The organism is Novosphingobium sp. BL-S-19, assembly GCF_055521675.1.
Genome location: NZ_CM145497.1, coordinates 1,006,541 through 1,023,700, shown reverse-complemented (window position 1 = coordinate 1,023,700; position 17,160 = coordinate 1,006,541). Strand labels below are relative to the sequence as shown.

The window sequence follows — 17,160 nt, the reverse complement described above, 5'->3', positions numbered from 1 at the left end:
CGCCTCCCTGTTCGATCGCCCGTCAGAACGCGGCGCCGCCGTTGACGCCCAAAAGCTGGCCGGTGATGTACGATGCCTCTTCGGAGGCGAAGAAGGCGCAGGCCGCGGCCACTTCTTCCGGCCGGCCGAACCGGGGGATGGGGTAGCTTTTCAGGATTTCCTCGAAAGGGATCGGCAGGTCGTTGGCGGCGATGGCGCGGCGTGCCATCGGTGTGTCGATAAAGCTGGGCGCCACGGCGTTGACCGTGATCCCCCGCGCGCCCAGTTCGATCGAAAGCGTGCGGGTCAGCGACGTCACCCCACCTTTGGAGGCGCTGTAGTGCGCCATCTTGAAAGCGCCGATCTGCGCGGCGAGCGAGGACACGTTGACGATCCGCCCCCATGCCGCGGCGAACATGTCGGGCAGCACTGCCTGGGTCATCAGGTAGGGGCCTTTGAGGTTCACCTCCATGATCCGGTCCCAGTTCGCTTCCTCGATCTCCGTGAAAAGCTGGAACCCTTCGGTGGCGGCGTTGTTGACCAGCACCGTCACAGGCCCAAGTTCCTCACGAACCTGGGCCATTGCCTGGGCGATCGCTGTGCTGTCGGCTACGTCGCCGTATACGGGAATCGCCTTGCCGCCCGCCCGGCCGATATCCTGCGCGACGCGCTGCGCTTCATCGATGTTGATATCGAGAACGGCCACGCCGGCAACGTCACGCGACAGGCGGTGACAGACAGCTTCGCCAATGCCCGAGCCGCCGCCGGTAACCAGAGCGAAACGGGCATTCCCGCTACCATCTGTCTGCATCTGTTTTCCCCGCCCTTATCGTTCCCTTTGGGAATCGTTTCCATACGGTTCCGTATGGCATTTCCGTAGCTGCTCCACAAGATTGCTCCATCGCGCGCGAAACGGTCGGGCGGTCAGGGGGCGATCAGCAAGGCTTCGCATTGAGGAAGGGTCACTTCATCGGCCAGCGGTGCCCCCACACGAAGAAAGGAAAATATCAGCACGGCCCTGCTGCGCGCACTGTCCGCGGGCGCGCCGGCAGCCAGCAATACGTCGACGATAAAGCGAATGCGGGTTTCATCGGCATCCGCCAGCGCGGCCGCGGCCCGCGCATCGCGTCGTGCCCACAAACGGATGGCCAATTCCATATCGAAGTCCGGCGGATGCCGGTCGAAAGGAAGGCGCATCATGCGATGATAGCGTTCCTGCGGGCACTCTATCGCATTCAGCCGGTCGATGATCTGCGTGACGACATGCTGGCGCCAATGATCCAGCATGGCCCCATGAAGATCGGACCGATCCCTGAAATGCCAATAGAAACTTCCCTTGGTAACGCCCAGTTTGCGCGCCAGCACTTCCACGCGCACGCCATCGATGCCGTTCTTCGCCAACATCTTGAGCGCCGCCGCCACCCATGACGCGCGATCCATTACGGGCGATTTCTCTCGCGGCCTTGAGGTGCTCGCCATAGGTCTGAAATCTCCCGCAAATGGATCGTGCCATGGCATGCATGCGTCGGCTTGCGTCGTGACCGTGCATAGCCGTTGCTTGCGCGGATTCAACGAGGGTCGACGGACCTATCCGAAATTGGGGTCAAAATCGCCAACCAAGGCGTGCCGCACCGGAATGGGAGTGGAAGCCGCTCCCAATTTGCGGGATGGTAAGAGGCCGAGATTCAGGTTGTCCTTGGTGACGAGTGCGACGCCTGGACCAAAACCAGCGAGCGTTTCCGGCGGATATCGACAAGAGGGAGAATGACCATGACCGATCTGAACAAGGACGCGATGGCCCTTGGGCGTCGCGACATGCTGCACGCGGCTGGTGCTGCGATCCTCACCGGTGCCGCCGGTGCCCCCTTTGCCGCATCGGCCCCAGCCCAGGCCCAGGCCCAGGCCCAGGCCCAGACCCAGGATAGCGGCGCATCATTGCCCGCCACGGCCAGCCGGGCATCGCTCGGCGGCCGCCTTCAGGGCGTGCAGCATTTCGGGCTGACGGTTCAGAATATGGAGCGAGCCTACGAGTTCTACACCCAGGTGCTGGGCGGTACCGAAGTGTTCCGGCATGGCGACTTTTCGGGCGATGCGGTCCAGAATACATTACTGGCCGATCAGGAAATCGTCGCCAATGAACTGGGCGTCAACCCCTGCACCATCGGTGTTCCCGACTTGCGCGGCGGTGCGCAGCGGCTCGACGTCCGCTTCATCCAGTTCGACAATGTCGTGATCGAGTTGCTGCAATATCGCGATGCCGATCAGCCGATGGGCGGGGCGAAGGCATTTGCCGAACCTGTCCAGCATATGAGCCCGGCCTTCCCTCGGATGATGCACATTTGCTTTTATGTGCGCGACGATGTCGACTTCAATCAGTTCATCACCGATCTGGAGGCGGAGTCCGCCCGGCGCGGCATGACGCAGGTGCGCGCCAATCGCATCATCCGCGTGCACAGCGAGGCCGAGCGCAAGGCCGCGCCCCAAAGCAGCAACACCAACAAGGTGACTGTCGCCCCGTCGGATGGATGGGAACTGATCTACTGCAAGGGGCCGGAGGGCGAACAGCTCGAATTCGTGAAGGCGCTGGGACCGGTGAAGCAGCGCTTCGCCAATGCGCTGGCGAGCCGCCAGAAGGCCCGCGCGGCGCTTTGAACCGCACCAGACCGGGCGGCGCCCGTCCCGGCCCCAGCGCCTTCAAGAATCTCGTCTATTTCCGGCAGGAGGAGCCTGCCCAGCCGCGCCATTTTAGCGTCTATCGAAGTGTTCGAGTATCAGGCTGATGGCCCGATTTGCTGAAGCGACATGAAAATTGGCAGCGCCCGCGGACCAAATTCGGCACGTTCCGCTGTCGTTCGGGTTAATCCCGCGCCCGAAGGCTTTGAGCAGAACTGGATACCCACGGTTCCAGGCCGCGGCTGGTTCGCCTATTTCCGCCTTTACGAGCCGATCCAAGCCTATTTCGATGCCAGTTGGGCGTTACCGGATTTCGTCCGTCAGGACCCTGCAGCAGCTGAATCGGGTTAATTCGTCCCGTTGACCAGCGTCAGTACACACCCAGAAACCGGCCATCCGCATCGAAGCGGCAGTTGAAGAATTTGGTGCCTTTGCTTCCGTCGCGGCGGTCGTACCAGCCCTGCACGATATAGCCGCTGCGCTGCTGGATCGGGGGATTGGCCGTGACTTCACTGGGACGGCGATCGAAGCGGGCACTGGCCTCATTGCGACAAATCCGGGAAAGTTCGTCGCCGGCGACGTAGCCGCGCGAAGATGAGCCACCGCGATCATAATCGGCAGCGCGACGATCATTCGGGCCTGCACCCTTCTGGCAGTCGGCTGGCAGCGTCGGCGTAACCGAACTGTAGCGTCCGTCCATGGTCGCGATGCTCACGCATTGGTGGCGGTCCTTGCTCCACCAATAGGAATAGCTGCGATCGTCGCCCTTCTCACCACCCGCATTGCGATACCCGCGACGTTGCAATTCCGCCTCGGCCTGCCCGGCGCGCGCTCCCACCATATCCTCCAGTCCCGTAGATTGGCCGAAAGAGGGTGACGACGTGAAAGCCATGGCGAGAGCCGCAAAAGCTATGACGCGAGAAAACAGAGGCATACGAGCGTCTCATCTTCGAGAATGGGGCTTACACCTTCTAATTTCGATGAATCTTGAGCGCTATAGGAATCTGCTCCCCGATAGACGCGGAGGTAGAGCGAGAATGCCCCGGCACGCGCCGCTGAAGTGATCCGCCGGCGGGAAACGATGCCGGCCGGCACGCTGCGTGTTCCCTACGACCTGCCGCGCGGCCTGCTTGCGGCTGCGCTGCTGGAACCGGAGGCGATGGACTCGTTCCTTGCCTGGGGTTTCTTTCCCGGCATGCTGGGGAAGCCCAACAATCCGGACCGCTTCGCTGCGATCTCGATTGCCGAAGCGCGACTTGCCTGGATCGTCGCGCGCTCGCCATTCAAGATCGAGGAGATGGCGACTTATCCGATCGGCCGCGAGATATAGGAACGATCCTGCGCGGATGCGGGCTCCGCGCAGGATCGCTTGCTTGATCAGCCCTATCGCGCGACAGTCACACGCAGATACGTCGCGGGGATCACCGTGGCGTCTCCGCCTGCCTGGTTCTGCGCGGCGAACAGTGCCTGCAGTTCATTCTGCAGCGCCTCGCGCCTCCCGTTCTTTCCAGCCGCTTCGAACGCGTTCATGGTCGGGCCGTAGTAATCCCGGAATACCGAGAGGAACGTGCTGGCCGGGCCGGGATAGCGGAACGTGTAAGTGGCGCGCTCGCACCGGATCCGATCGGGCGCGATGCCGGCGGCGGCGAAGCGTTCTCGCACCACGTCTTCCTGCCCCCAGCTTACCGGGCTTACGAAACCCTCGGGAGGAGGCGGCAGGAAGGCTGCGCTGATCTTCAGGACTTGCGCGACCAGCGTCGGGTCGCCCGGGATCCAGTTCCCCATCACGATCCGGCCGCCTGGCCGGCAAACCCGAACCATTTCCGCGGCAACGTCGTTCGGGCGCGGTGCAAACATGGCGCCGAACATGCTGACCACCAGATCGAAGCGTACATTCTCCAGACCGGTCAGCGCACTGGCGTCCCCTTCCACGAAATGCAGGTTGGCAAGCCCCTCATCACGGGCCCGCACATTTCCTGCGGCCACGAGATTGGCGGCGATGTCGACGCCAAGGACCTCGGCGCCCCGGCGGGCCATGGGAACCGCAGTCGTTCCGTCGCCGCAGCCAAGGTCGAGCACCTTCATCCCCGGCGCCGGGGATATCCATTCAACGAGTTCATCGCCGCTTTCCCGCATGGCTGCGGCAAGGCGCGTAAAATCTCCCTTTTCCCATAATGCCTTGTTGGCATTGACGGGGGGCATGGCGGGCTTTTCAAACGACGACTGGGCTTTATCCCGCACATCCTGCGCAGTATTGGGCTGCATCCTTACTCTCCATCTGGTAGGCCATCTTGCGGGCCGATTTGCCGAGGATAGTACGCACCAGTCGGCCATGCTTGACCTTTTCATGGATATTTCATGGAGAAGTGCAGGTTTGTCCAATGACGCCCATCTTGTCTTTTGCTTTTCCGAATTCGAACTGGATACCGGCAAGTTCGAACTGCGCGCAAAGGGCAAGGCTTGCCATGTCGAGCCGCAAGTTCTGTCGCTGCTGCTACTGCTTGTCAGCAATGCAGAGCGCCTGGTCAGCAAGGATGAGATCGTCGAAAAGATCTGGGGCAAAAGAGCGGTCTCCGAAGCTGCGGTTGCTTCTCGCGTCAAGGCAGCCCGGCAGGCGCTGGGTGACGACGGGACGCGGCAGGCATTTATCAGGACCGTCCACGGAAAGGGTTTCCGCTTCGTCGGATCGGTCGCACCGGTAACGAAAGCACCGAACGCGGCGGCGCCCCTCCCCCAACCTGCCACGGCGGGTGCTACTTCCGAGCGCCCGGCCATCGCCGTCCTGCCATTTCGCATCGTGGGTCCGCCGGGCCCGCTGGCCTTCGTGGCGCAGGCACTTGCGGACGAGCTGATAACCGATCTTTCGCGGCTCCACTGGCTGCTCGTGATCGCCCGGGGATCGACGTTTCGCTTCCAGGGCAGCGATCTGGGCACCGAAGTCGTGGGCCCGGCCCTCGGCGCGCGCTACTGCCTGACCGGGACATTCGAAGAAGCGGGCCTTTCCGTCATCGTCACGACCCGCCTGCTCCGCACCTCGGACGAGGTCGTGTTATGGTCTGAACGCTACACGGCTTCCCCCGGTGAGTTCCGAACCCTGCGCGCCGAAATCGTCGCCAATACGGCTGCCAATCTGGAAACGCGGATAATCCAGCACGAGGTTGCATGTGCCCGCCAGCTGGGTGAAGCCGACCTCGACGCATGGGCCTTCTACCACCTTGGGCTGGACCACATGTTCCGCTTCAATCGATCCGACAATGCGCGTGCGCAGGCGTCGTTCGAGAAAGCGGCCAGATTGGATCCGGGCTTCGCGCGCGCCTATGCCGGCCTTTCGTTCACGGCATTTCAGGACAGCTTTCTCCAGTACTCGAAAGACTGGGCGAGAGCCAACGATCTGGCCCATGGCTTTGCCGAGCAAGCCGTCCGATGCGACCCACTCGATCCTTTCGCGCAATTGTGCCTTGGCCGCTCGCTCTGGCTCGCTGCCGCGCCGGTCGAGAGCATCGAAATCCTCTCCGACACCATTGCGCTTTCGCCCAGCTATGCGCAGGCAATCTATTCGCGGGCCTGGGCCGAAATGATACTGGGCCAGGCGGATCGCAGCGATCAGGACGCCGCGCTCGCCTTGCGCCTGAGCCCGCTCGATCCGTTGCGCTACGCCATGCTGGGGGTCCGATCGGTCAGCGCGTTGCTACAAGGCAACTTTGAGGCTGCGGCGGGGTGGGGCGAGAAAGCCGCGCATGCGCCCGGTGCCCACAAGCATATCTCGCTTATCGCAGCTTTGGCCAATCAGGCCGGCGGCAACAGCCAGCGGGCCGCGCACTGGGTGCGAAAGGCGCGGGAAGCCGATCCTGACATTTCCGCAGACCGGTTCCTGCAGTCCTTTCCTTTTGCGCCTTCCGAAGGGCGCGAGAATCTCGAGAAAGCGTTGCAGGCGCTCACATGCAGCGGGCTCTGACCGGCCCGGATCGATGCCCACGGTCCTCGATCATGACGCGCGGGCTTACTGGGCCGCGTTCCTTTCGGCATTGAGCCGCTCGACCAGTTTTTGGATCTCGTCGGGATTGAGAATCCAGGTGCGGGTCTTGCGGCCTTCACGGAACACCGGCCGCGTCAGCAGGATGCGCGCCTGCTCCTTGGCGAAAGGCTTGAAGAGCGAGAAGTGCATCACGCATTCGAGCATCGATCCGATCACCGGCGTCTTGCCGTCCAGATCAATCAGCGTTGCGGGCTGGTCCCAGGGAATGTTCATCATGAGGCGCGCCTATCGCGGGTTATGGCGAATGCAAAGGCCGAATGCATTCACCCGCACTACCGACAGTTCCCGAAACCAGTTATTCACCAGCTACCTCGCTAATCAAACTGGCTGAGAATATCCGAGAGCGCCGGACGCAGACGCTGGATCTCGTCACGGTGCGCGGCTGACAGCTCTTCCAGGATCCCGAGAGCCTTGTCCGTCAGGCGGAGCAAGGCACGGCGACGGTCATTTTCGGCCGTTTCCCGCGTGATCAACCCCAGTGCCGCCAGCCGGTCGATCAATCCCGTCGCGCTGTGGGGCTTGAGCACCAGTTGCTCGGCGATATGGCCGACGGTTGCCTGATCGGGTCTGGCAGCGCGGATTGCCAGCAAGGCCTGGTGCTGCTGCGGCGTCAACCCGACGCGCGCGGCATGCTCCTCGCTGAACGCCAGAAACCGGCGGATCGTGTGCCGGAATTCGGCCAGCGCCGCGTAGTCGGCATCGTCCAATGGGATATCCATCGCCGTCACGGCGGTCTCCAAGGTTGTATTATATCGCGTTGCGATATATCTGCTCCGCCAAGCGCGGCAGCAAGGCGATAGCAGAAGATGTCAGGTACACCCATTCGCTCCGGCGAAAGCCATCCACTCGGCGATCACAGCGTCGATAGCCGGATGCCGCTGCTGGCCGTGATGGCCACGGTGGTTGGCGCTGGCGGAGCGCTGGGCGCCTGGGTTCTGGTCAAGCTGATCGCAGTGGCCACCAACCTGTTCTGGTTCGCGCGCCTCTCGGCCGATACCGTTTCCATTACCGACGCCTCGGTGGGTTTGATGGTGATCGCGATCCCGGTGATCGGCAGCCTGATCATCGGTCTGATGGCCCGCTTCGGCTCCGACAAGATCCGCGGCCACGGCATTCCGGAAGCGATCGAAACCATTCTTTACGGCGAAAGCCGCCTGTCCCTGAAGGTCGCCATTCTGAAGCCGCTCTCTTCCGCGATTTCGATCGGCAGCGGCGGCCCCTTCGGCGCGGAGGGGCCGATCATCATGACGGGCGGCGCCATCGGCTCCCTCTTCGCCCAGTGCTTTCATCTGAGCGCTGCCGAGCGCAAGACTCTGCTGGTCGCCGGCGCAGCAGCGGGCATGACCGCCATATTCGGCACACCGCTCGCCGCGATCCTGCTGGCCGTGGAAGTCCTGCTGTTCGAATGGAAGCCCCGCAGTTTCGTGCCGGTCGTGGTGGCGGCGATCATCTCCTATTCCTGCCGTCCGTTTCTGCTCGGCGCGGGGCCGATGTTCGCCATGACCGCAACCTTGCCCGGAACCTCCTGGCATCTGTTTGCCTCGGCCGCGCTTGGCGTGGTGGTGGGCATCGAAGCCATGCTGCTCTCAACCTCGCTCTACCGCGTCGAAGACTTGTTCCACAGGCTGCCGCTGCACTGGATGTGGTGGCCGGCGATCGGCGCGATAGCGGTCGGCCTTGGCGGCCTTGTGGACGCCCGCGTGCTGGGCGCCGGTTACGCCAACATCGATGCGCTGCTGAACGGTTCGCTGGCGCTGAAACTGGTCGTTTCGCTGCTCGTCATCAAGGCGCTGGTGTGGTTGATCGCCCTGGGTTCGGGCACATCGGGCGGGGTGCTGGCACCGCTTCTGATCCTGGGCGGCGCGGCGGGGTTCCTGCTGGGGCAGTTCCTGCCCGGAGAACCGTCGTTCTGGGCGATGATCGGCATGGCCGGCATCATGAGCGGCGCAATGCGCGCGCCGCTGACCGGCGCGCTGTTCGCGGTCGAACTCACGGGCCATTTCGAGGCTATTCCCTGCACGATCGCCGCTGCCGCCGGTGCCTATGCCGTCAGCGTACTGTTCATGCGCCGATCGATACTGACCGAAAAGATCGCCCGGCGCGGGCGGCACGTCCTTCAGGAATATACCGTCGATACGCTCGACCTGCTGCAGGCCGGCCAAATCATGACCCCTGCACCGGAAACCCTTCCCGCCACGATGACGACCGCGCAGGCCGTGACGTTTTTCGCCGAAGAAGCCCGACACCGCAGTTATCCCGTGGTGGACGCGGACAACCGCCTTGTCGGGATCGTTTCACGTTCGGATGCGCTGCGCTGGCAAACGACAGCAGGCACGCAGGACGTTTCCCTGGGCGAGACGATCTCCGATGCCGACTTGCCAGTGGCTTTTCCGGAAACACCTGCAGGTCGGGTCGCTGACCTTATCGTCGAGACAGGAAACGGCCGGATTCCAATCGTGGACCAAAGCAGCCGTATGGTGGTGGGCCTGCTCTCACGGCAGGATCTCCTCAAAGTTCGCAGCGCATCCCGAGTGGCGGAGGTCGCACGCTCACGCTTCGCTTGATTCTCCGTCGAAGATCGGAACACCATGCACCGAACTTCGGCCCCCAGTGACCAGCCCCAAGTGACCAGCCCCATCGTCAGAACGCCTCAGCCGGACAATAAGACCTGAGGAAATCCGGATGGGATGGCATGCTGGCTGCGATTTGGGAGATCTCGGACCGCATCCGATCGAGATGACTGCGCAATGCGGCTTCCGGCATCATTTCGGCAAGGCGGTGGTAGCCGAGGGGATCGAGGCGCTGCCCCAGCAGCACGGAGGTCCAGCTATCGACGCGGAACAGTTCATCCTCCAGCTTGAAGGCACGCGCGTCTTCGCGCCACAGGTCCAGCCGCTCCTTCAGCGAATCCGGAATGTCCATCGTCCGACAGCGGCGCCAGAAGGGGGAATCGTCCCGCTCGGTGACGTGATAGTGTAAAATGATGAAATCGCGGATGGATTCGAATTCCAGGCGCGATTTCTCGTTGAAATGGTCGATCAGCGCTTCGTTGCAACCGTTGAAGGGGAAGTCCTGGATCAGCCGGGTGACGGCCGCCATCATCAGGTGGATGCTGGTCGATTCCAGCGGCTCGATGAAGCCGCCGGCAAGCCCCAGGCCCACGCAATTGCGGAACCAGCTCTTTGTCCGCATGCCCGTCTTGAAACGCAGGAGCCAGGGCTCAATCGTCGGCTCGCCGTCGATCTGTTCCAGCAGCTTTGCCCGCGCTTCGTCGTCCGACATGAACTCGCTGCAGAAGACGAGGCCGTTGCCTTCCCGGTGCTGCAGCGGGATCTTCCAGCGCCAGCCCGCCTCGTGCGCGTAGGCGCCGGTGTAAGGCTGGGGCGGATTTGATGATCGCGACTGGACGGCGACGGCGCTGTTGGTGGTGATCCAGCGCCCCCAATCCTCGAATTCTACACCAAGGGCCTGACCCAGAAGAAGCGAGCGAAAACCGGTGCAATCGACGAAAAGGTCGCCTTCGATCCGCTCTCCGGATTCCAGCGTCAGCGCATCGATGAAGCCGCTTTCGGGATGGAGATCGACATTGCGGATCTTTCCTTCGATCCGCTTCACGCCGGCCGGCTCGGCAATGGCGCGCAGGAAGCGGGCGTAGCGGCTGGCGTCGACATGATAGGCATAGCCCATGTTCGGCGCGGCGCTCAGCGACATGCGGTTGGCCTCTCCCGCCACCCATTCCAGGCAGTATTCGCCAAGTTCGCCGCCAAATCCGCGCGATTGTGCGTGCAGCCAGAAGTGATGGAATTCCGCCATCCAGGACACGCGCGAGCCGATCGTGCCGAAAGGGTGGATGTAGCGATCGCCGGCGCGGCCCCAGTTCCTGAACTCGATCCCCAGCTTGAAGGTCGCCTGCGCGGCGGCCATGAACTCGGCTTCCTTGATCCCCATCAGGTCATGGAAAGTCTTGAAGGTCGGCACGGTGGATTCGCCGACGCCGACGGTCGAGATTTCTTCCGATTCGATCAGGGTTACATCGATCAGCGGCCCCAAATGGCGTACCAGCGCCGTGGCTGTAACCCAGCCGGCGGTGCCGCCGCCAGCGACCACGACGCGTTTCACCACACGGTCCGAAGAAGGATCCTGCTGCATTTCCACTTCCCATGATGGCGGCATCGGGGCCGCATTGTACGATATTCGAAAGGTTGCGTCCGGCTTTAGCGGACGATTCAGATCGCCGGGACTACGGGACGTTCCGGCACTTCCTCCCCATCCTCGTTCAACGCGCCCAGTGCGCCACTGGCCCGGGCGCGGCGGCCGTAGACGAGTTCGAACAGCGGAGAGGCCATCAGCGTCGTCACCAGCGCCATGACGACGAGCATCGAGAACAGCGCAGGCCCGATGATGCCCTTCTGCAGGCCGATGTTGATGATGATCAGTTCCATCAATCCGCGCGCGTTCATCAACGCGCCAACCGCAAGCGCGGTCGCATTGTCCTGCCCAGTAAGCCGGGCTGCGGCCCAGCAGGCCACGCCTTTGGCAAGGATGGAGCCGATCAGGATAACCAGCGCGATGCCGACGAGCGCGATGCTGTTCACCAGCGTCAGCTGCGTGTTGAGGCCAGAGAAAGTGAAGAACATCGGCACCAGCAGCGCCAGTGTAAAGGGTTCCAGCTGGTTTTTCAGTTCACGGCTGAGCAGCCCGCGCGGCATCGCCACGCCGAGCAGGAAACCGCCGAACACGGAGTGGAGACCCGCCGCGTCCATGGCCCAGGCGCTGAGCATGAACAGGGCGACGATGGTTGCCAGCAGCGGCGGCGCGATGCGGCCCTCGCGCTCTGCCCAGCGTGCCAGCGGCGCCAGCAGGCGCGGCCCGGCGGTCAGCATGAACAGCGCGAACAGTCCGCCGCCCACCACGGCCTTGAGCGCCACGGCCGGGCCGCCGCCGAAGCTGGCAAGGACGATCGCCAGCACCGTCCATGCGCCCACATCATCGATCGCGCCAGCCGACAGCGAAAGCGAGCCGAGCGGCGTGCGCGCCAGCCCGCGCTCCTGAATGATGCGGGCAAGGACGGGGAAGGCGGTGATCGAGATGGCAGCGCCCATGAACAACGTCGCCTGGAAGGTGCTGACCTGCGGCCCGAACAGGTTCATGCCGAACAGCCAGGGGGTCATCGCCACGGCAGCCAGGAAAGGCGCCGCCATGCCGGAGAGGGACACGGCAAAGGCGCTGCGGGCGTTCACGCGGAAATGGTCGGTCCTGAAACCAAGGCCGACGAGAAACATGTAAAGCCCCACGCCCAGTTGGGCACAGACGTAGAGGACGGATTTCGTTTCCTTGGGAAACAGGAAATGCTGGATGTCCGGGGACAGTAGCCCGAGAAGCGAGGGGCCGAGCAGGATGCCGGCGATCATTTCGCCGATGACCTGCGGCTGGTCGAAGAAGCGCTTCATGGCCCAGCCAGCCGCGCGGCATGCGGCGATGATCACGAACATCTGCAAGAAGAACGCGACGCTCAATTCCGCAGGACTCATGCACGTCTCCCAAATACCCCGGCCGTCGCGCTTTGGTTGCGCGGCCATTCGGGCGGGGAAGTGAGCCGGGGTTGACCCGACACGCAAGCAATTTCCTCGGCAGCAGCGTTCTCCGGAACCGAATTTCGGAGGTTGGCGGCGGTATGTTGCCGATGCGCCACAAGTCCCGGAAATGCATCATTGATTGCGATGTCATACCGAGCCGGAAATGCTTGCGCACAGGGTGCCCGCCACCCGCGCGGCCACAGACGCGTGCGAAGGATGAGAACCCCATCAATGCAAGTCCGGCGCACTGACAGTGATCGTCGTAAGTCCCGGCAGGTTCGATCGCCGCAGCGATCCATGCCGTCCAATGTATCTTCAAGGGCCCTCAAGGCCCGAAACCTGATGAATTCGGTTTCGTCCCCGGCTATTCTCAATTCAAATTGGTCTGACCAAATTCACGGTGCGGGGCTGCAATTATACGCGCCACCGTATCGCACAAATAACCGATGTTGGAGATGGCGGGATGCGCTTCGACCATGCGCATCCTGCTGATGCGAACCTCGGACGAAGAACGGATATGGCGAACAACCATCTTTTTCGTCTGCTCGGCCCGGTACGGCTGCTGAACAACCGGTAATTCCGAATGAACACAAGTCGGCCGGCCGCAAGCGCGGCCCCTCAACTAACCGGGAGAAAGGCAAGTGGGCGATATCAAGCGGGTACTGAAAACAATGCTGCTGGGCTCGGCCATCGTGAGCGCGGCATTCGCTTCGCCTTCTGTCGTTGCCAAGGATCGCACTGCGGCCCAAACCACCGCCGCCCGGCCCGCAATCGACCTGTCGCATGGCTGGCGCTTTCGTTTCTGCGATGAACCTGCGTCAGTCACGGGAAGCGACTTCGACGACCGCGACTGGCAGCAGGTCTCCGTCCCGCACAGCTGGAACCACATCGGCGCCTACGCCCTGACGCGCGGCGCCGAGACCGACAATCGACAGGGCGTGGGCTGGTACCGCCTCTGGGTCGATGCGCCCAAGGCGAAGCCGGGCGATCGCCAGTATCTGGACTTTGCCGCGGTCGGCAAGCTGGCCGAAGTCTGGGTGAACGGCCGCCATGTCGGCACCCACAAGGGCGCATTCGCCCGCTTCCGCCTCGACGTAACCGACGCATGGAAGCCAGGCCAGCGCAATCTGGTCGTGGTCAGTGCCGACAACAGCAAAGTGGAGCCCGGCAGTTCGACCTCCGAAGTCATCCCGCTGTCCGGCGATTTCTTCGTGCATGGAGGCATTTACCGCGAGGTTTCGCTGCTCCAGCTTCCGGCAGCCGCGATCGACCCGCTCGATTTCGGCGGCCCCGGGGTCTACGCGCACGCCACAAGGATCACACCGGAAAGCGCAGCCGTTGAAGTCCGCACGAAGCTCCGTAACGCAGGCGCTGCGCCTCGAAACCTCACGCTTGCAACCGAGATCCGCGACGCGCGTGGCAAGATCGTGGCCCGAACGGTTCAGCCCGTCATTCTGGCACCCGGATCCAGCGAGCAACGCGCAGCGCTGGATATCGCCCGCCCCCATCGCTGGGACGGCAGAGCCGATCCCTACATCTACTCGGTCACTTCCACCCTTTCGGACGGCAGGACACAGCTAGATCGCGTGACGCAGCCACTGGGCCTGCGCACATTCCGCTTCGATGCAGATGCCGGTTTCTTCCTCAACGATCGGCATGTAAAGCTGCGGGGCGTCTCCCGCCATCAGGACGCGCTTGGCGCAGGCTGGGCGCTCACACCCAAACAGCATGCCGATGATATGGCGCTGATCGAGGAACTTGGTGCGAACACCATTCGTCAGGCCCATTACCAGCATGCCGATGCCTGGTCCGATCTGGCGGACAAGGCCGGCATGGTCGTCTGGGCCGAACTGCCTTACGTCACCACACCCAGCGTAACGGGCGGAAAAGGTTCGGATGCACTCTGGGCCAACGCCGAACAGCAACTGCGCGAACAGATCCGGCAGAACTACAACCATCCCTCCATCCTGATGTGGTCGGTCGGCAACGAAGTGGATTCCGCCAAGGGCTTCGGCCAGAAGGGCGCGCCGCCGCAGCCGCTCGCATTGCTCCAGCACCTCAATGCGATCGCCAAGGAGGAAGACCCCGATCGCCCGACGACCTTTGCAGACTGCTGCGAGGGCCTAGGCCTCATCCAGACCGCCGGGGAGAAACTCGCCGGGACTGCCGATCTTATCGGCTACAACCGCTATTACGGGTGGTACTACCCCAACCCGCTGCAGGCACGGGCGGACCTTGGCGACACGCTCGACAAGCTCCACCGCGAGCATCCTGCCCTGCCCCTATCGCTGAGCGAATATGGCGCGGGCGGTGCGATCAGCCAGCACAGCGATGACGTGCTGAGCGGCTTCGTCAATTTCGTCGGCCGCCCCCACCCCGAAGAATACCAGGCATGGGTCCACGAACAGACATGGCCAAGCATCGCAAAGCGCGATTTCGTCTTCGCCAGCTGGATCTGGGCGATGTTCGATTTCTCCAGCGACTTGCGCGACGAAGGCGACAGTGTCGATCTCAACGACAAGGGGCTGGTCACTGCAGACCGCAAGGAACGCAAGGACGCATTCTGGTTCTACAAGGTCGCCTGGAGCGATACCCCTGCCCTGCATTTCGCAGGCAAGCGCTATGTCGACCGGGCCTATCCGGTCATGGATGTGAAAGCCTATTCGACCGCCCCGACCGCGACCCTGACGATCAACGGCAAATCGATCGGCACGGCGCCTTGCAGCGATTTCGTATGCGAATGGAGGAATGTCGCCCTTCTCCCCGGCGCCAATGAGGCGGTGGTCTCCACGACAACGGACGGCAAGACCCTGCGCGACACGGCCAGTTGGAACGGCCCTGATCTCGAACGCAATGGCCTGCGGATCAATGCCGGCAGTCTTGCCGGGCTGGACCTTGGCACCCGGCATTTCGGCTCGGACACTTTCGTGAAGGGCGGCAAGCCTGTCGTGCTCAACCTCGTGGGTTTCGGCGGCCGTTCGATGGCGCCGATCCGGCAGGTGCAGGCGGCAGACCCGGCTCTGTTCGACTACTGGCGCGATGGCGACGCTTACGCCTACGACATCCCGCTGCCCAACGGCCGGTGGACGGTAACCCTGCACTTGTTCGAACCGCGCAAGACCGTCTCCCCCGATCAGGCGCTTACCGTGAAGGCAAACGGTCAGGCTGTCATCCAGGGCCTCAATATCCTGAAGGAAGCCGGTGCCCCGCTCAAGGAACTGGTCCGCAGCTTTCCGGTCACCGTCGCCGACGGACGCCTGATCCTCGATTTTTCTAGCGTCTCGGGAAATGCCGCCTTGGCCGGGATCGAGATTTCGCGGTGAACGCCGCAAGCCCGAATTCCTTGGAGAGAAGCATGTTTGACAGGCGCACATTTCTGGCATCGAGCGCGGCGGCGGCCGCGCTTTCGGCAGGCGGCGTGAAGGCCGCCGATATTCCCGGTGAAACGGTCCGGGTCGATACCCGCACGATTGCCGGCGCGCTGCCGCATGTCTGGGAGGAATGCGTCGGATCGGACCGCGCGGCGATCACCATGCGCGAGGAATGGCGGCAGGACATGCGCTTGGCGGTGACCGAAGCCGGCATCAAGCGCGCCCGGTTCCACGGCATCTTCAACGATGAGCTCGGCGTCTTCGGCAAGAGCATTCTGGAGATGCGCCGGAACGGCGGGCCGAACTGGCTCAATGTCTACCGTGTCTACGACGGCCTGCTCGATCTCGGGGTTTCGCCCTATGTCGAGCTTAGCTTCATGCCCGGCAAGCTCGCTTCCGGGAAGAGCCAGTTCGGCTTTTACGGTGGCAACATCACACCGCCGACCTCGGACGCGGAATACGCCTCCTTCATCAAATCTTTCACGGCGGCGATGGTGGATCGCTATGGCATCGAGACCGTGCGATCTTGGCCGTTCGAAGTCTGGAACGAGCCCAACCTCTCCTTCTTCTGGACCGCCGACAAGCAGCGCTACTTCGAGATGTACAAGGCTGCCGCGACCGCCATAAAATCGGTCGATCCGCGCATCCAGGTCGGCGGACCGGCAACCTCTAAAACGGCCTGGATCGGCGATTTCGGGCAATGGTGCGCGGCCAACAACGCCCCGGTCGATTTCTTCGCCACCCATGTCTATGCGGGTGACGATCAGGACGACGTCTTCGGCAAGGGCAGCCCCCGACGCGGCATCAACGACGTCATCCCCGAGGCCCTTGCCAATGCCCGGCGCACGATCGATGCCGGGCCATTCGCGGGCAAGCCGATGTGGCTGTCCGAATGGTCGTCCGATAGCCCGGCGATGATTGCCCACGTCATCGCCAACAGCATGGTCCACTGCGCCGGCATGTCGCAGTGGACCCTCAGCGGCATGTACGAGGAACTCGGCGTCGACGACTATATGCTCAAGGAAGGCTCTATGGGATGGAGCATGATGATCGACGGCATCGCCAAGCCCTCGTTCAACACCTATCGCCTGCTGCATCGCCTCGGCACAGAGCGCCTTGCTGCAAAGGGGCCGGCACTGGCTTCAAAGGACAAGAACGGGCGGATTTCCGTACTCGTCTGGAACCTTGCCGAAGTCGACCAGCCGGGCGGAATCCCGGGCATGACCTCGGAGCGCAAGATCACGGGAGGCCCCAAGAGGCTGACGCTGCAGCTTGACGGGATCAAGGGCCGCAAGACGGCCGAAGTCCGGTTCGTCGATTGGGAGCGCGGATCACCGATGCCGACCTGGCGGGCGATGGGCTCGCCCCGTTATCCCTCGCGCCCCCAGATCGCGCAGTTGCGTCAGGTCTCTCGTCCGGTCGTGGAAACCCGCCGCCTCAATGCGGACGGAACGCTCACGCTCGAACTGCCTCCTGAAGGTCTCGCCCTCGTCGAACTCGCCTGACCCGTGCGCCCCGGCATCGG

General features: G+C 63.0%; 15 protein-coding genes. 7 read left to right on the top strand and 8 right to left on the bottom strand.

The features are described 5' to 3' along the window. Nucleotides 1-22: 22 nt before the first annotated feature. Both ACZ1JV_RS04365 and ACZ1JV_RS04360 read right to left on the bottom strand, forming a co-directional pair. Nucleotides 23-790 (bottom strand): SDR family NAD(P)-dependent oxidoreductase, encoded by a 768-nt coding sequence (locus tag ACZ1JV_RS04365; protein ID WP_465148514.1) that lies wholly within the window; start codon nt 788-790, stop codon nt 23-25. A gap of 113 nt (nt 791-903) precedes the next feature. Continuing rightward, nucleotides 904-1,401, bottom strand: coding sequence for a TetR/AcrR family transcriptional regulator (locus ACZ1JV_RS04360; RefSeq protein WP_465148513.1), 498 nt, complete (start codon nt 1,399-1,401; stop codon nt 904-906). 348 nt (nt 1,402-1,749) lie between these two features. Here ACZ1JV_RS04360 and ACZ1JV_RS04355 point away from each other — a divergent pair, with 348 nt between their 5' ends. Together ACZ1JV_RS04355 and ACZ1JV_RS04350 are read left to right on the top strand one after the other, a co-directional pair. Beyond that, nucleotides 1,750-2,631, top strand: coding sequence for a VOC family protein (locus ACZ1JV_RS04355; protein ID WP_465148512.1), 882 nt, complete (start codon nt 1,750-1,752; stop codon nt 2,629-2,631). A 150-nt stretch (nt 2,632-2,781) separates the two neighbouring features. After that, nucleotides 2,782-3,003 (top strand): DUF1214 domain-containing protein, encoded by a 222-nt coding sequence (locus tag ACZ1JV_RS04350; protein ID WP_465148511.1) that lies wholly within the window; start codon nt 2,782-2,784, stop codon nt 3,001-3,003. 19 nt (nt 3,004-3,022) lie between these two features. Here ACZ1JV_RS04350 and ACZ1JV_RS04345 read toward each other — a convergent pair whose 3' ends face one another. Then, the gene (locus tag ACZ1JV_RS04345) at nt 3,023-3,544 is read right to left on the bottom strand and encodes a hypothetical protein (RefSeq protein WP_465148510.1); all 522 of its coding nucleotides are present in this window, start codon (nt 3,542-3,544) and stop codon (nt 3,023-3,025) included. A gap of 189 nt (nt 3,545-3,733) precedes the next feature. Here ACZ1JV_RS04345 and ACZ1JV_RS04340 point away from each other — a divergent pair, with 189 nt between their 5' ends. Next, on the top strand, nt 3,734-3,982 hold the full coding sequence (locus ACZ1JV_RS04340) for a hypothetical protein (protein WP_465139965.1): 249 nt from the start codon (nt 3,734-3,736) through the stop codon (nt 3,980-3,982). 53 nt (nt 3,983-4,035) lie between these two features. Here the strand turns inward: ACZ1JV_RS04340 and ACZ1JV_RS04335 are convergent, their stop codons facing one another. Next, the gene (locus ACZ1JV_RS04335; protein WP_465148509.1) at nt 4,036-4,917 is read right to left on the bottom strand and encodes a class I SAM-dependent methyltransferase; all 882 of its coding nucleotides are present in this window, start codon (nt 4,915-4,917) and stop codon (nt 4,036-4,038) included. A 109-nt stretch (nt 4,918-5,026) separates the two neighbouring features. Here ACZ1JV_RS04335 and ACZ1JV_RS04330 point away from each other — a divergent pair, with 109 nt between their 5' ends. Beyond that, a complete protein-coding gene (locus ACZ1JV_RS04330; protein WP_465148508.1) occupies nt 5,027-6,607 on the top strand; it encodes a winged helix-turn-helix domain-containing tetratricopeptide repeat protein in 1,581 nt (526 codons plus the stop codon). A gap of 45 nt (nt 6,608-6,652) precedes the next feature. Here the strand turns inward: ACZ1JV_RS04330 and ACZ1JV_RS04325 are convergent, their stop codons facing one another. Both ACZ1JV_RS04325 and ACZ1JV_RS04320 read right to left on the bottom strand, forming a co-directional pair. Beyond that, complete coding sequence (locus ACZ1JV_RS04325) at nt 6,653-6,904, bottom strand: hypothetical protein (RefSeq protein WP_465139967.1); 252 nt, start codon at nt 6,902-6,904, stop codon at nt 6,653-6,655. A 98-nt stretch (nt 6,905-7,002) separates the two neighbouring features. Continuing rightward, the gene (locus ACZ1JV_RS04320; RefSeq protein ID WP_465149774.1) at nt 7,003-7,407 is read right to left on the bottom strand and encodes a MarR family winged helix-turn-helix transcriptional regulator; all 405 of its coding nucleotides are present in this window, start codon (nt 7,405-7,407) and stop codon (nt 7,003-7,005) included. Between the two features lie 87 nt (nt 7,408-7,494). Between ACZ1JV_RS04320 and ACZ1JV_RS04315 the strand changes: the two genes are divergently transcribed. Next, nucleotides 7,495-9,252, top strand: a complete 1,758-nt coding sequence (locus tag ACZ1JV_RS04315) for a chloride channel protein (RefSeq protein WP_465148507.1) — start codon at nt 7,495-7,497, stop codon at nt 9,250-9,252. A 76-nt stretch (nt 9,253-9,328) separates the two neighbouring features. Here ACZ1JV_RS04315 and ACZ1JV_RS04310 read toward each other — a convergent pair whose 3' ends face one another. After that, a complete protein-coding gene (locus ACZ1JV_RS04310) occupies nt 9,329-10,837 on the bottom strand; it encodes a tryptophan halogenase family protein (protein ID WP_465148506.1) in 1,509 nt (502 codons plus the stop codon). A gap of 77 nt (nt 10,838-10,914) precedes the next feature. Continuing rightward, entirely contained in the window at nt 10,915-12,219 is a 1,305-nt protein-coding gene (locus ACZ1JV_RS04305; protein ID WP_465148505.1) for a cation:proton antiporter, read from the bottom strand. Between the two features lie 686 nt (nt 12,220-12,905). Here ACZ1JV_RS04305 and ACZ1JV_RS04300 point away from each other — a divergent pair. Both ACZ1JV_RS04300 and ACZ1JV_RS04295 read left to right on the top strand, forming a co-directional pair. Beyond that, nucleotides 12,906-15,587, top strand: coding sequence for a glycoside hydrolase family 2 TIM barrel-domain containing protein (locus ACZ1JV_RS04300; RefSeq protein ID WP_465148504.1), 2,682 nt, complete (start codon nt 12,906-12,908; stop codon nt 15,585-15,587). A 32-nt stretch (nt 15,588-15,619) separates the two neighbouring features. After that, nucleotides 15,620-17,140, top strand: coding sequence for a GH39 family glycosyl hydrolase (locus ACZ1JV_RS04295; RefSeq protein ID WP_465149741.1), 1,521 nt, complete (start codon nt 15,620-15,622; stop codon nt 17,138-17,140). Nucleotides 17,141-17,160: the final 20 nt, after the last annotated feature.